The 14,148-nt window shown below is 38.9% G+C and carries 14 protein-coding genes and 1 pseudogene; 13 read left to right on the top strand and 2 right to left on the bottom strand.

Features of this window, described 5'->3' with window-relative positions; genetic code table 11:
* Positions 1-215: 215 nt before the first annotated feature.
* From tkt to KSHG_RS02310, 3 genes and pseudogenes are all read left to right on the top strand, one after another.
* A complete protein-coding gene (gene tkt / locus KSHG_RS02315) occupies positions 216-2,210 on the top strand; it encodes a transketolase (protein ID WP_010301241.1) in 1,995 nt (664 codons plus the stop codon).
* Between the two features lie 285 nt (positions 2,211-2,495).
* A pseudogene (locus KSHG_RS18670) lies at positions 2,496-2,720 on the top strand (YneF family protein); the annotation flags it as partial.
* An 89-nt stretch (positions 2,721-2,809) separates the two neighbouring features.
* Positions 2,810-3,070, top strand: a complete 261-nt coding sequence (locus tag KSHG_RS02310) for a YqkE family protein (RefSeq protein ID WP_010301239.1) — start codon at positions 2,810-2,812, stop codon at positions 3,068-3,070.
* A gap of 259 nt (positions 3,071-3,329) precedes the next feature.
* On the opposite strand, the gene KSHG_RS02305 is transcribed toward KSHG_RS02310, so the two are convergent.
* Complete coding sequence (locus tag KSHG_RS02305; RefSeq protein ID WP_010301236.1) at positions 3,330-4,229, bottom strand: aldo/keto reductase; 900 nt, start codon at positions 4,227-4,229, stop codon at positions 3,330-3,332.
* A 67-nt stretch (positions 4,230-4,296) separates the two neighbouring features.
* On the opposite strand from KSHG_RS02305, the gene KSHG_RS02300 reads away from it, so the two are divergent.
* The 7 genes from KSHG_RS02300 (at position 4,297) to KSHG_RS02270 (ending at position 11,159) form a co-directional block, all read left to right on the top strand.
* Positions 4,297-4,842 carry an NUDIX domain-containing protein gene (locus KSHG_RS02300; RefSeq protein WP_010301232.1) on the top strand — a complete coding sequence of 182 codons (546 nt, stop codon included), beginning with the start codon at positions 4,297-4,299 and terminating at the stop codon, positions 4,840-4,842.
* 226 nt (positions 4,843-5,068) lie between these two features.
* Positions 5,069-5,536 (top strand): ferric iron uptake transcriptional regulator, encoded by a 468-nt coding sequence (gene fur / locus KSHG_RS02295; protein ID WP_010301230.1) that lies wholly within the window; start codon positions 5,069-5,071, stop codon positions 5,534-5,536.
* A 106-nt stretch (positions 5,537-5,642) separates the two neighbouring features.
* Positions 5,643-6,551 (top strand): site-specific tyrosine recombinase XerD, encoded by a 909-nt coding sequence (gene xerD / locus KSHG_RS02290; RefSeq protein ID WP_026022486.1) that lies wholly within the window; start codon positions 5,643-5,645, stop codon positions 6,549-6,551.
* Between the two features lie 82 nt (positions 6,552-6,633).
* Entirely contained in the window at positions 6,634-7,833 is a 1,200-nt protein-coding gene (gene deoB, locus KSHG_RS02285; RefSeq protein ID WP_010301226.1) for a phosphopentomutase, read from the top strand.
* 60 nt (positions 7,834-7,893) lie between these two features.
* Positions 7,894-9,198, top strand: a complete 1,305-nt coding sequence (locus KSHG_RS02280; protein WP_010301224.1) for a pyrimidine-nucleoside phosphorylase — start codon at positions 7,894-7,896, stop codon at positions 9,196-9,198.
* Between the two features lie 169 nt (positions 9,199-9,367).
* Positions 9,368-10,675, top strand: coding sequence for a diaminopimelate decarboxylase (gene lysA, locus KSHG_RS02275; RefSeq protein ID WP_010301221.1), 1,308 nt, complete (start codon positions 9,368-9,370; stop codon positions 10,673-10,675).
* Between the two features lie 112 nt (positions 10,676-10,787).
* Entirely contained in the window at positions 10,788-11,159 is a 372-nt protein-coding gene (locus tag KSHG_RS02270) for a GNAT family N-acetyltransferase (RefSeq protein ID WP_010301218.1), read from the top strand.
* A gap of 233 nt (positions 11,160-11,392) precedes the next feature.
* Here KSHG_RS02270 and KSHG_RS02265 read toward each other — a convergent pair whose 3' ends face one another.
* Positions 11,393-11,896, bottom strand: a complete 504-nt coding sequence (locus tag KSHG_RS02265) for a DUF309 domain-containing protein (protein ID WP_010301215.1) — start codon at positions 11,894-11,896, stop codon at positions 11,393-11,395.
* Positions 11,897-11,956: 60 nt separating this feature from the next.
* On the opposite strand from KSHG_RS02265, the gene KSHG_RS02260 reads away from it, so the two are divergent.
* From KSHG_RS02260 to KSHG_RS02250, 3 genes are all read left to right on the top strand, one after another.
* Positions 11,957-12,733 (top strand): segregation/condensation protein A, encoded by a 777-nt coding sequence (locus tag KSHG_RS02260; protein WP_010301213.1) that lies wholly within the window; start codon positions 11,957-11,959, stop codon positions 12,731-12,733.
* Entirely contained in the window at positions 12,705-13,295 is a 591-nt protein-coding gene (gene scpB, locus KSHG_RS02255; RefSeq protein WP_010301210.1) for an SMC-Scp complex subunit ScpB, read from the top strand. The genes KSHG_RS02260 and scpB overlap by 29 nt, the downstream gene beginning before the upstream one ends.
* Before the next feature lie 80 nt (positions 13,296-13,375).
* Positions 13,376-14,107: a pseudouridine synthase gene (locus KSHG_RS02250; protein WP_010301206.1), complete on the top strand. Its 732-nt coding sequence runs from the start codon at positions 13,376-13,378 to the stop codon at positions 14,105-14,107.
* Positions 14,108-14,148 lie beyond the last annotated feature (41 nt).

Below are 14,148 nucleotides of genomic sequence, written 5' to 3'. Positions count from 1 at the left end.
ATTTCGAGAGGTTTTTTAGTTAGTTGAAAATGATAACAAAAACGTATTAAATAGAAGATTTGTAGAAACACTCATCGAATCGTAAAGATTAAGACACATTACGTCTTAAATGGAGCGAGTAATTGTAAGAAAAATCATTGTATTATACGAAAATGTTGACTAAACTGTAGGTAGAACAAATATTTTGCTCCACGTAGAAAGGATGTCTATATTAAATGACGCAACAAGTAGATCAGTTAGCAATTAATACGATTCGTACATTATCAATTGATGCAATTGAAAAAGCAAACTCAGGTCACCCGGGATTACCAATGGGTGCTGCTCCAATGGCTTACACACTTTGGACAAAACAAATGCAGCACAACCCTAAAAATCCGAAGTGGTTTAACCGAGATCGTTTCGTATTGTCTGCAGGTCACGGCTCTATGTTACTTTATAGCTTATTACACTTAGGTGGTTATGGCCTTGAAATGGAAGAAATTAAAAACTTCCGCCAATGGGGTTCTAAAACACCAGGTCACCCAGAATTTGGCCACACTGTCGGTGTTGAAGCAACTACGGGTCCTCTAGGACAAGGTATTTCGATGGCTGTTGGTATGGCAATGGCTGAAGTACATTTAGGTGCAACATACAACAAACCAAATTATGATGTCGTAGATCACTACACATTCGCTCTTTGCGGAGATGGCGATTTAATGGAAGGTGTTTCTGCCGAAGCGGCATCATTAGCAGGTCACTTACAATTAGAAAAATTAATCGTTTTATACGATAGTAATGATATTTCATTAGATGGTGATTTAAATAAATCATTTTCTGATAACACAGCAGATCGTTTCAAAGCGTATGGCTGGAATTACTTATTAGTAGAAGACGGCACAAATATTGAAGAAATTAATGCAGCAATTGAGTCTGCAAAAGCACATAAAGGACAACCTACTTTAATCGAAATTAAAACGGTTATTGGTTTTGGTTCTCCAAATAAATCTGGTAAATCAGATTCTCACGGTTCTCCACTAGGTACGGATGAAGTATTATTAACGAAAGCAGCATACGACTGGGATAACGAAGATTTCTTCGTACCAGAAGAAGTATATACAGCATTCAATGATGCAGCAGAAGTACACGGTGTACAAGCAGAATCAACATGGAACGAACTTGTCGCTTCATATAAAATGGACTTCCCAGAATTAGCAGCACAATTTGAAGATGCTATAGCAGGCAAACTTCCTGAAAACTTCGATGCTGATTTTCCAGTATACGAAGCAGGAAAATCGATTGCAACACGTTCTTCTTCAGGAGAAGTAATTAATGCAATTGCGAAAGCTGTACCGACATTCTTCGGTGGTTCTGCGGACCTTGCTGGTTCAAACAAAACGACAATTAAAGGTGCTGGTGACTTTTCAGCGCAAACACCAGAAGGCCGCAATATTTGGTTTGGTGTTCGTGAATTCGCAATGGGTGCAGCACTAAATGGTATGGCATTACATGGCGGTTTAAATGTATTCGGTGGTACGTTCTTCGTATTCTCTGACTACGTTCGTCCAGCAATCCGCCTTTCAGCATTAATGGGCTTACCAGTTACGTACGTATTCACACATGACTCAATCGCAGTCGGTGAAGATGGTCCAACACATGAACCAATTGAACAATTAGCTGCTTTACGTGCGATGCCAAACCTTTCAGTTCTACGTCCAGCAGATGCAATTGAATCAGCAGCTGCATGGAAATTAGCTGTTTCTTCTGAATCAACACCAACAGCATTAGTTTTATCTCGTCAAAACTTACCTGTATTAGATTTAGCGAAAGAAGAAATTTACGAAGGTGTTGCTAAAGGTGCTTATGTCGTATCGAAAGCAACGAAAGAAGTAGCAGATGGTATTTTAATCGCTTCAGGTTCAGAAGTATCATTAGCAATCGAAGCACAAAAAGCATTAGCTAAAGATGGCGTAGACGTACAAGTCGTTTCAATGCCTGACATGGCTCGCTTTGATGCACAAGATGCTGCATACAAAGAATCTGTTTTACCGAAAGCTGTTACGAAACGTCTTGCAATCGAGATGGCTGCATCATTCGGTTGGCATAAATACGTTGGGTTTGAAGGCGACGTATTAGCAATCGATACATTCGGTGCATCAGCTCCTGGTGAACGTGTCATGGCAGAATACGGCTTTACAGTAGAAAACGTCGTATCAAAAATGAAAGCACTTTAATTAAACGTTTTTTTAGGAACTCCTTTTATTAAGGAGTTCCTTTTTTATAGGAGGAAAATAGGAGTTTATAATTTTTTAGTGCAGAGATGTGTAAGAAAAAGAGGTACTAAATAATCAGTGAATAAAAAGAAGATAATAGTAGGATAATTATTTTTTCACGAAACTATGACGATTTCAAGAAAATGTGGAAAAGGTCATGCCGACGTATAGTATCGTCGCAAAATTTATTGTATAATCAGTTTCGGAGAGATTTATCTCGTTACGTGAAATAGAGGAGGAAATAACGTGAACACAGCTTTAGCGATTACACTAATCATCGTGGCTCTTATTGTGGGTGCTGTCGGCGGCTTCTTCATAGCTCGTCAATACATGATGAAATATCTTAAAGACAATCCACCAGTAAATGAAGACATGCTTCGTATGATGATGACTCAAATGGGTCGTAAACCATCAGAAAAACAAGTTCGTCAGGTGATGTCTCAAATGAACAAAGCATCAGAATCACAACTTGGTAAAAAAATAAAAAGAAAAAATAATAAGACTGGCTGCCAATCATGCTTCATTGCATGTGTAGGTAGCCTTTTTTTGGAGGAATCAGCATGGCTAAAAAACAACATCGTCAAGCACAAGCCGGTACACCGAAAAAACAAGAAGATCGTGCAACACTTGCCGACCAACTTGGTGGCGATTTATTGGCGCAATTGAAAGCGACGAAAAAGCAGTTAGAAGCAGATGAAAAACAAGCGAAGCAACAACAAGCTGAACGCGCAGCAAAAGAGAAAAAACAACGCGAAAAAAATATGTCTTTCGGTGAATTGTTAGACACATATGGCTTTGGTGATACGAATTCAAAAAAATAAAAAAGCTGGAACATACGTAAAAATGCCAGCCTTTAATAGAGAAGGAGATGTTGGATTTGATAGCTCCTTCTCTATTTTTATGTGCAAATTAAGAATGACCATTCCCGTATCGCTAAGCTTATTTCGGAATACTTTTGATGGCCGAAACGAAAAATAACTGTTGCTCAGCAAACAAAAAAGACATGTATGATTTTATTCAAATCATACATGTCTTTTTTTATTGACTAGCGTTTTGTCCCAACTGCTTTTTTAATTCGTTTTACGAGCGATGTGCTGTATATTGGTCAGCTTTCGTCAGTTGTTTCAAACGCTCAAGTGGCAATGTATCAAGTGCATGATACGCTTCAATGTTTTGCTGTAGTTGTTCGGGACTTGAAGCACCTACGATGACGCTTGCAACAGCGGGATGTGCTAAGTTGTAATGCAGCGCAGTTGCGAGTAATGAGTCACTTTCTGTTGAAAGTGCTGTCAATGTTTCGCGTAATTGTTCAGGTGAGTAAGTTAAATAATTTTGTGTGCGTGCTAGTCGTGTTTGCCAGTCGTTTGTCAATAAGCCTTTTGCGACCGTACCGCGTGTAATGACCGATGCACCGTTATCTTGGATGAAATCAAACCATTCTTCTGGTCGGCGGTCTAATAAGCTATGTTGCATCATAACGCCGTCGAATTTGCCAATCGGTAAAGCAGCTTTTAAAACGTTCGGTCGAATAGAAGAAATACCGTACGCACGAATAAGCCCTTCTTTTTTCAGTGATTCAAAAGCATCCGTTACTTCTTCGAAAGAATCGTCGGTCGTGCCACCATGTAATTGGTAAAAATCTAAATAATCGGTATTTAATCGTTTCAGTGTCGCATGGATTGCTCGTGTAATATGTTGTTTCGATGCATCCCAATGCCATGATGTACCGTCAGAGTTCCAAACGTTTCCGACTTTAGAAGAAAGAATGACTTTTTGACGTTTCCCATGAAGCAACTCACCGAGTAATTGTTCATTTTGACCTTTATCATACAGATCAGCTGTATCAAAAAATTGAATGTTTGCGTCGAGTGCTAAATCAATTATTCGACGTGCCTTTTCTTTTTCTAAAGGAAGAGACATGCATCCGAACCCTAACTCTGAAATATGTAAGTCACTATTTCCTAATTTTCGTGTGCGCATTTGAACGCCCCCTTTGTAATCATGGTACAATGAAAAGTAGAAGAAAACTACTAGGAGATGAGTCAAAATGAAAAAATTCGAAGAAAAAACGATAGATTCTAAAGAAATTTTCAACGGCCGTATTATTCGTGTCAATGTCGATACGGTACAGTTACCAAATGGTAAACAATCGACACGTGAAATTGTGAAACATCCTGGAGCGGTCGGTATTATACCGGTTACTTCAGATGGCAAACTCGTTCTAGTAGAACAGTATCGAAAAGCACTTGAAAAAACAATTATTGAAATTCCAGCAGGTAAAATAGAACCTGGAGAAGATCCAACGATTTGTGCATTGAGGGAATTGGAAGAAGAAACGGGATATGGCGTTGAAAAATTAACGTACTTACAACCGGTCATAACAGCACCGGGTTTTTGTGATGAAGTCGTTTATTTGTATGCGGCCGAAAATTTATTTGCGATAGAACAGCCTAAAGCAGCAGACGAAGATGAATTCGTAGAAGTGATGGAAGTAACGATTGAGGAAGCTGAAAAGCTAATGGCAGAAGGCAAAATTTGTGATGCCAAAACGATTATTGCTGTAATGTGGTTGAAATCTCGTTTGCAAAAATAGAATGATTCTAAAGTAGAAATGAAATTCAATGAAATTCATAGTAGAAAATAGTTGATTTTTTGCGTCATTCCGTTAATATAGTCCATGAAGCTATTATCAAGAGCAGTCGTTATTTGAACATTCTATTTTAATAATGATTATAAATAAAGTAATATCTATCATCCATCGTATATTGAAATGCCGATAGACTATTTGGTATAATAAGTATAGATTAGGAGGGCGTCGTATGGAAAGCCGTATTGATCGAATCAAAAAACAATTACATGGTGCGAGCTATAAACTGACGCCACAACGTGAAGCAACGGTACGCGTGCTACTTGAAAATGAAGAAGATCATCTCAGTGCAGAGGATGTATACTTACTCGTTAAAGAAAAAGCACCGGAAATTGGATTAGCAACCGTTTATCGTACATTAGAACTTTTAACAGAGTTAAAAATTGTCGATAAAATTAACTTTGGCGATGGTGTATCTCGATATGATCTCCGCCAAGAAGGTGCAGCCCATTTCCATCACCACCTTGTGTGTATCGAATGTGGCGCGGTTGATGAAATTCAAGAAGATCTTCTAGAAGATGTTGAAGCAGTCGTTGAAAAACGCTGGAATTTCACAGTAAAAGACCACCGATTAACATTTCATGGTGTTTGTTGGCGTTGTAATGAACGTCATGCAAACGAGTCAAAACAACAAGACTAATTTTATGAATGAGACAGCCTATTTTTGAAGCTAGAAAATAGGATTTAAAACGAATATAGCTTAAAAGGATGGCCGTCGCTATCCTTTTTTTATTGGAGGGAAAAAGATGGAAGCAACAGTGAGAGATGCATTAGAAGAATACATTCATTTTTTGAAAGTAGAACGCCAATTAGCAAATAACACATTACAATCTTACAAAAGAGATTTGTTGCAATATGTGGATCATATTTTTGAACGTCAACAACTTGAATCGTTTGATGACATCGAACGACTCCATATTTTATTACATTTAAAACAATTACGAGAAAATGGAAATTCCGCACGAACTGTTTCTAGACATATTTCGGCGATTCGTTCATTCCATCAATTTTTAATTCGAGAAAAGCGTAGTGTAAAAGATCCGACCGTTCACTTAGAATTGCCTAAAATTGAGCAGAAATTGCCAGAAGTTCTTTCTATTGAAGAAATTGATCGGTTAATTGAAGCGACGAGTAAGGCGAAACATCCTGCAAACATACGCGACCGTGCTATGTTGGAGTTATTATATGCGACGGGCATGCGTATATCCGAATGCATCGATTTAAACGTGGAAGATTTACATGTAACGATGGGATTCGTTCAAGTGTATGGAAAAGGTGGGAAAGAACGAATTATCCCACTCGGAAGAAGTGCGATTGAAGCGTGTACTTTGTATTTAAATAAAGGACGTTTTTTATTAGAAAAACAAGGGGCGCGAGACGAAGCGTTATTTTTGAATCAAAGGGGTAAGAGATTAACGAGACAAGGCATATGGAAATTGTTGAAAGGCTATGCTGAAAAAGCAGCGCTAACGCATCCACTTACACCACATATTTTACGCCACAGCTTTGCTACGCATTTGATTGAAAACGGAGCAGATTTACGCGCGGTGCAAGAGCTACTTGGGCATGCGGACATTTCGACGACGCAAATTTATACACATATTAGTAAAACACGATTGTCTGAAGTGTATAAACAATTCCATCCGAGAGCATAAATTTTAAAATTGTCAGATGTCTGACGTTTCTTTTTTGCTATTTTTTGATAAACTATAAGTAATTGATAGGAGGGTTTATTGTATGAAACCATTTAAAAGAATTCACTTAATCGTTATGGACTCTGTCGGAATCGGCGAAGCACCAGACGCAGCAAAATTTAATGATGAAGGTGCGGATACACTCGGTCATATCGCTACGCACATGCAAGGCTTAAAAATGCCAAATATGGAGCGTTTAGGCTATACGAATATACGCGGACTATTGAACTTAGAAGATTTGCAAGGGCTTACATCACAAGAAACACCGGATGCTTATTACGGCTATATGCAAGAAGCTTCTGTCGGAAAAGATACGATGACAGGACATTGGGAAATCATGGGCTTGAACATTAATCAACCGTTTAAAGTATATCCAGAAGGCTTCCCGAAAGAATTGTTAGATGAATTAGAAGCGCGTACAGGACGCAAAGTACTATGTAATTTACCATACTCAGGTACGGAAGTTATTGAAGATTACGGCAAAGAACATATGGAAACAGGAGCGCTTATCGTATATACGTCGGCAGATCCAGTTCTTCAAATTGCCGCGCATGAAGATATCGTACCTTTAGATGAATTGTATAAAATTTGTGAAATTGCACGTGAATTAACATTGAAACCTGAATTTTTAGTCGGTCGCGTGATTGCTCGTCCGTTCGTCGGAACACCAGGCAACTTTACACGTACGTCAAATCGTCATGACTATGCGTTAAAACCGTTCGGTCGTACGGTGATGAACGAAATGAAAGATGCAGGCTTAGACGTTATCGCACTCGGCAAAATTTCAGATATTTATAACGGTGAAGGCGTAACTGAATCGATTCGTACGAAAGATAATACAGACGGCATGAATAAACTTGTTCAAGTCGTACAACGTGATTTCCACGGTTTATCATTTTTAAATTTAGTTGATTTTGATGCAGCATACGGTCATCGCCGTGATCCACAAGGGTACGGAGAAGCGTTAGAAGAATTCGACCGTCGCTTACCAGAAGTACTTGAACATTTAGATGAAGAAGATTTGCTGTTAATTACAGCTGACCACGGGAACGATCCAACGTTCCCAGGAACGGATCACACACGTGAATATGTACCACTTATTGCGTATTCTTCTCGTTTCGCTAAAAATGGACAAGCACTTCCTAAAATGGATACGTTTGCATCACTTGGCGCAACGGTTGCGGATAACTTTAACGTGAAAGCACCAGCTTTCGGTAAGAGCTTTTTAAACGAATTAAACTAACAAAGTGAGCAAGATAGTACGTAATCGTACGTCTGCTTTATTGAAATGGGGTACAATGCAATGCGCATGGTAGATATTATTGAAAAAAAGCGTGATGGACATGAATTAACGACAGAAGAAATTCGTTTCTTTATTGAGGGGTATACGAACGGTTCTATTCCAGATTATCAAGCGAGTAGCTTTGCAATGGCAGTTTACTTCCAAGATATGACAGACCGTGAACGTGCAGATTTAACGATGGCAATGGTTGAATCCGGCGATCAAATTGACTTATCTGCAATTGAAGGCATTAAAGTAGATAAACATTCAACAGGTGGTGTCGGTGATACGACAACACTCGTCCTCGGTCCTTTAGTAGCGGCAACAGGTGTGCCAGTAGCGAAGATGAGTGGTCGTGGTTTAGGACATACAGGTGGTACGATTGATAAATTAGAAGCAATCGAAGGGTTCCACGTTGAATTAACGACAGAACAATTTGCGAAACAAGTTAACGATATTAAAGTAGCTGTAATCGGTCAATCAGGTAATTTAACACCAGCGGATAAAAAATTGTACGCGTTACGTGATGTAACAGGTACGGTTTCAAGTATTCCGCTTATCGCAAGTTCTATTATGAGTAAAAAAATTGCGGCAGGTTCGGATGCAATCGTATTAGACGTGAAAACGGGCGATGGTGCGTTCATGAAAACTGTCGAAGATTCAGTGAAGCTAGCGAAAGCAATGGTGAAAATTGGGAATGCTGTCGGTCGTAAAACGATGGCAATTATTTCAGATATGAACCAACCACTAGGTTTTGCAATTGGCAATGCACTTGAAGTGAAAGAAGCGATTGAAACACTTCAAGGAAATGGTCCGGAAGATTTAACAGAACTTTGTCTAACACTTGGGTCACAAATGGTGACGGTTGCAGGGCATGCGGATTCATTAGAAGAAGCACGTAAGCAATTAGAAGAAGTGATTGCAAATGGGAAAGCGTTAGACGTATTTAAACAATTTATCGAAGCACAAGGTGGCAATCCGGCAGTCGTAGACGATCCAACATTATTACCACAAGCTGCTTATAAAATTGACGTACCAGCGAAAGAAGCTGGGTATGTCGGTCATATCGTGGCGGATGCAATCGGAACGGCTGCTATGTTACTTGGCGCAGGTCGTGCAACGAAAGAATCTGAAATTGATTTAGCAGTTGGTTTAATGTTGCATAAAAAAGTAGGCGATCGCGTAGAAGTAGGCGATTCACTTGCAACGATTTATGCAAATCGCGAAGACGTAGAAGAAGTGTTGAATAAAATTTATTCAAACATTACAATGTCTGCAACACCTGTAGAAGCACCAGCGTTGATTGAAGAAATAATTACAGAATAAAAGAGACGATTGAAACACCTTTCCAACTGGAGAGGTGTTTTTTTATGAATAAAAATGCATAAAAACTAAGGTTATCCGTGAAAATGTCTAGGAATGAAAAATAATTTGTGTTAAAGTTCAATGTATAGAAAATTTAGACAATAACATAGAAGACTAAGGGGAGAAGAGTATGCATTTATATGGAACACAAACTATTGAAGCAAATGGTCATTTAGTAATAGGAGGCGTGGATACGGTGGAGCTAGGCGAAAAGTATGGCACACCTTTATTTGTTTATGACGTCGCTTTATTCCGTAAACGTGCAAGAGGATTTATCGACACATTTGCGAAGCAAGGCATAAGAGCACAAGTTGCCTACGCGTCAAAAGCTTTTTCTGCTAAAGCCATTTATCAAGTAGCGGCACAAGAAGGCTTATCAGTCGATGTCGTATCAGGGGGAGAACTTTATACGGCACTTCAAGCAGGCTTCCCGAGCGAGAAAATTCATTTTCACGGCAACAATAAAAGCGTACAAGAATTAAATGAAGCGTTGGACGCAAAAATTGGGTGTATCGTTATCGATAATTTTTATGAAATCGAACAATTAAAGCGTTTGACGACAGAGCGCCAACAAAAAATGAACGTTTTAATTCGTGTAACACCAGGTGTAGAAGCGCATACGCATGATTTTATTACGACGGGTCAAGCCGATTCAAAATTCGGTTTTGATTTATCAAATGGGCAGGCAGATGAAGCATTCCGAGCGTTGTACGAACATGAGTGGCTACAATTACAAGGAATGCACTGTCATATCGGTTCTCAAATTTTTGAGACAGAAGCATTTAGTTTAGCGGCTAAAAAAGTAGTCGATAAAATGGCTAATTGGAAAAAAGAAACGGGTTTTGAAGCGACAGTCTTGAATTTAGGTGGCGGATTTGGTATTCGCTACACAGATGAAGATGCACCACTTGAACCAGCAACGTATGTAGATGACATGATCCAAGCAGTGAAAAAAGAAGCGGAACAATTCGGTATTGCATTACCTGAAATTTGGATTGAGCCAGGACGTTCACTCGTTGGCGATGCGGGAACGACGTTGTATACAGTAGGATCACATAAAACTGTTCCGAATGTACGTGAATACATCGCAATCGATGGCGGAATGAGCGACAACATTCGTCCGGCACTATACGAAGCAAAATATGAAGCTATTCTTGCAAATCGTGCCAACGATTTGGCGACGACGACATACACGGTTGCAGGGAAATTGTGTGAGTCAGGTGATAAAATTATCGAAGAAATTCAATTGCCTCAAGCAGTAGCGGGTGATTTACTTGCGACGTTCTGTACAGGAGCATATGGCTATTCGATGGCATCTAATTATAATCGCATTGGTCGCCCGGCTGTTGTATTTGTTGAAAATGGCAAACACCAAATCGTTGTGAAACGTGAGTCTTATGAAGATTTAGTGAAATTAGACGACATGTTAAATTGGTAATACGCGTCATATAAATGAAATGATTTGAAATAAATGGGAATAATGTTGCGCCTATTGTGTTTTTCGTGTAGGATAGTCAAGGTAAGTTTGAGGCGAAAAAGAGGGATGATATATGTTATATCGTTATAAAAAATCATTGGAAAAAATAGCGATGGGATTACTGTCTTTCATGCCCGAAGAAAAAGACTTAAAAGTATTACAACAAACGATTCGCACATATGACTGCGAAGACGCTTGGCAACTTTATTTATGGAAGCATGAAGAAGATTATATTGGTTTAATTGGCATTGAAAAGAAAGAAGAGCAGTGGATTGTCCGCCATATTACAGTAGATCCATCTCATCGTGGAGAAGGTATTGGACGCAAAATGCTTGAAACGTTATCAAAAGAAGCAGATTGTGAGAAACTGATACCTTGTCAACTCGTAGAACCTTTTTATGAAAATGTTGCGAGTAAAGTTGAGAAAGAAAATGTAAAGATTTAAAAAAGAGGCTGAGGCATAAGTGGAAATTTCAGTTTCTAATAGAGAGAGTGATGTCGAATGTGACATCACTTTCTCTATTTTTATATGCGATACGACTTTCGATTTCCTCCGTCCGAACACTAACAGCTACTTAGCAAATAACAAAAGACATGCATGATTTTATTCAAATCATGCATGTCTTTTGTTGTTGACTGAAGTTTTGTCCCCGTCTCTTTTTCGTTAGCGCATCCGACTTATTTGGAAGCTCTTCGTTGTTGACGTTCCGATAAACTATCGAGACGTTCTTGAATCACTTCTTGGCGGTCTCTTAAACGATGTTTATTATGAATGAAATCCGTACTTAGTTCGGGAAGCGGTACGGCTTCAACGAGACGTTTAAGTTCATCATCTTTTATGATGATCGGAAACGTCGTAAAAGGTTTTTGGTCTTTCGTTTCGCTAATCGCGAATTGTAAGTCATCGAATAATTGCTGCATGTCGATTCCTTCGTAGTAAGCACTCGTTGGGTGTGCATGTAAATGATGATTCGCTTTCACTAAAATACGATGTGCGCCAACGATGTTTTGACGTCGCCAATGATACATGCCTGTTGCCAGCTGAATAAAGCCGACAAGCTCATGGTCACGAACACCTTTCGCCACGTCTTTCCAATGTTCTTCTAATACTTCATGGCACTCAAAATAGTCTTTGTTTCGATTAAAATAACTTAAAAATAACACAAAAGAACGTTTGTACATTTTGCTTCCTTTCCTCTATACTTTAGTATGATATAAAATTATTTGTCAGGAGGATGTTAAATGTCTTATGAGGTAAAATTAGACGCGTTTGAAGGACCTCTTGATTTATTATTACATTTAATCCATCGATTAGAAATCGATATATATGATATTCCAATGAGGGAACTTACTGCCCAGTATATGGAGCATATACGCGCAATGCAAGTACTAGAGCTGAATGAAGCGAGCGAGTACTTAGTCATGGCAGCTACATTGTTAGAAATTAAAAGTAAAATGCTCCTACCGATACATGAAGGTGAGCTAGATGATTTAGAACTAGATGTGGATGAAGTCGATCCACGTGAAGACTTAGTCGCTAAATTAATCGAATACCGAAAATTCAAGCAAGCAGCGCATCATTTACAAGAGAGAGAAGAAGAGCGTGTCCACTTGTATACACGCCCTGCAACAGATCTTTCACCATATATGAAAGAAGAAAATATGCAGTTTGATTTGTCTGTTAATGTATACGATATGGTCGCTGCTTTCCAAAAGATGTTGAATCGTAAAAAATTGCGTGCCCCTTTATCAACGAGAGTAGCACGTCAAGGTATAACGGTACGACAACAAATGAAGAGCGTTATTCAAACGCTTCAAAAACATAAGGGGAGAGCGGAGTTTTTCGAACTATTCCCTTATGAAGATAAAGCGACGCTTGTCGTCACCTTCTTATCGTTACTCGAATTAATGAAAAGACAAGTCGTTCAAATAGAACAACAACACAATTTTGAACAACTGTACGTTATGTTAAAAGAAGGAGAAATCGATTATGAACAATTCGACAACATTGAAGAGTAAAATTGAAAGTTTATTGTTTGTCATTGGAGAAGATGGTTTGACATTAGAGCAAATTGCGCAATTAACAGAAGCACAAACGATGGACGTTCAAAATACGCTCGCAGAAATGAAACGACAATTCGATGAAGATGACACGCGAGGCATTACGATCAAAGAATTAGCGGGGACGTATCAATTGATTTCAAAGGCAGAGAATGCAAGTGTCATTGAAAAAATGGTAGAAAATCCACCAGCACAAAGCTTATCGCAAGCAGCCCTTGAAGTGTTGGCAATCGTTGCATACAAACAACCGATTACACGTATCGAAATTGAAGATTTACGTGGAGTAAAATGTGAACGTGCTTTACATACGCTTGCACAAAAAATTCTCGTTCAAGAAGTAGGGCGTGTAGATGGAACGGGTCGCGCTATTTTATACGGAACGACAAATGAATTTTTAAATTATTTCGGACTGAATCGTATTGAAGATTTACCGGTACTTGAAGGGGAAGAAGTGGACGTAGAAGAAGAGCAAGATTTATTTATGTCTAAATTCCAAGAAGCGTTTGCAGTAGAACAATAGCTTTTTTCGTGAAAATCTTGTACATTTAAATATAGAAACAAAGAATACCGTCGTGAGACGATTGAGAGGTAAAGAAAATAATGGAACGTTTACAAAAAGTAATTGCGCATGCAGGGATTGCATCGCGCCGTAAAGCAGAACAATTGATTTTAGATGGCCAAGTGAAAGTAAACGGTGAAATCGTTCGCGAATTAGGTACGAAAGTATCGCCAACAGATCGTGTAGAAGTAGATAACGTGAAAATTGAACAAGAAGATAAAGTATATTTCTTACTATATAAACCACGTAATACGATTTCAGCTGTAACAGATGATCGTGGCCGTGACACGGTAACGGATTTATTCCCGAACGTGCATGAACGTATTTTCCCAGTAGGTCGTTTAGATTTTGATACGACAGGTGTCTTACTATTAACGAATGATGGTGAATTTTCAAACGTTTTAACACACCCTAAATACAATGTTGAAAAAACATATGTAGCAACACTTCAAGGTGTGTTAAAACGTGAAGAAATGCGTAAATTAGAACGTGGGGTTATGTTAGAAGACGGCAAAACAGCTCCTGCTCGTGTACGTATTATTTCTTCAGATGATCGCAAAGGGAAAACAATCGTTGCGATTACAATTCATGAAGGCAAAAACCGTCAAGTACGTCGTATGTTTGAAGCAGTCGGTCACCGCGTTTCAAAATTAAAACGTGAACAATTCGGCTTCTTAACAACAATGGGCTTGAATGCGGGTGAATGGCGTGAATTAACACCTCACGAGGTGAAACAATTACGTGCATTAGCACAAACAGGTAAAATCGGTTAATGACGTAGAAGCGGGTAAAGTCGAGCATTCGATTTTACCCG

The organism is Kurthia senegalensis (genome assembly GCF_000285595.1).
Classification (GTDB): Bacteria; Bacillota; Bacilli; order Bacillales_A; family Planococcaceae; genus Kurthia; species Kurthia senegalensis.
This window is presented reverse-complemented; position numbering and strand designations above follow the sequence as displayed.

Bases quoted from the DNA above. Each gene is read 5' to 3' on its own strand.
- tkt (WP_010301241.1), top strand. From the start codon at position 216: ATGACGCAACAAGTAGATCAGTTAGCAATTAATACGATTCGTACATTA.
- KSHG_RS02310 (WP_010301239.1), top strand. From the start codon at position 2,810: ATGGCTAAAAAACAACATCGTCAAGCACAAGCCGGTACACCGAAAAAA.
- KSHG_RS02305 (WP_010301236.1), bottom strand. From the start codon at position 4,229: ATGCGCACACGAAAATTAGGAAATAGTGACTTACATATTTCAGAGTTA.
- KSHG_RS02300 (WP_010301232.1), top strand. From the start codon at position 4,297: ATGAAAAAATTCGAAGAAAAAACGATAGATTCTAAAGAAATTTTCAAC.
- fur (WP_010301230.1), top strand. From the start codon at position 5,069: ATGGAAAGCCGTATTGATCGAATCAAAAAACAATTACATGGTGCGAGC.
- xerD (WP_026022486.1), top strand. From the start codon at position 5,643: ATGGAAGCAACAGTGAGAGATGCATTAGAAGAATACATTCATTTTTTG.
- deoB (WP_010301226.1), top strand. From the start codon at position 6,634: ATGAAACCATTTAAAAGAATTCACTTAATCGTTATGGACTCTGTCGGA.
- KSHG_RS02280 (WP_010301224.1), top strand. From the start codon at position 7,894: ATGCGCATGGTAGATATTATTGAAAAAAAGCGTGATGGACATGAATTA.
- lysA (WP_010301221.1), top strand. From the start codon at position 9,368: ATGCATTTATATGGAACACAAACTATTGAAGCAAATGGTCATTTAGTA.
- KSHG_RS02270 (WP_010301218.1), top strand. From the start codon at position 10,788: ATGTTATATCGTTATAAAAAATCATTGGAAAAAATAGCGATGGGATTA.
- KSHG_RS02265 (WP_010301215.1), bottom strand. From the start codon at position 11,896: ATGTACAAACGTTCTTTTGTGTTATTTTTAAGTTATTTTAATCGAAAC.
- KSHG_RS02260 (WP_010301213.1), top strand. From the start codon at position 11,957: ATGTCTTATGAGGTAAAATTAGACGCGTTTGAAGGACCTCTTGATTTA.
- scpB (WP_010301210.1), top strand. From the start codon at position 12,705: ATGAACAATTCGACAACATTGAAGAGTAAAATTGAAAGTTTATTGTTT.
- KSHG_RS02250 (WP_010301206.1), top strand. From the start codon at position 13,376: ATGGAACGTTTACAAAAAGTAATTGCGCATGCAGGGATTGCATCGCGC.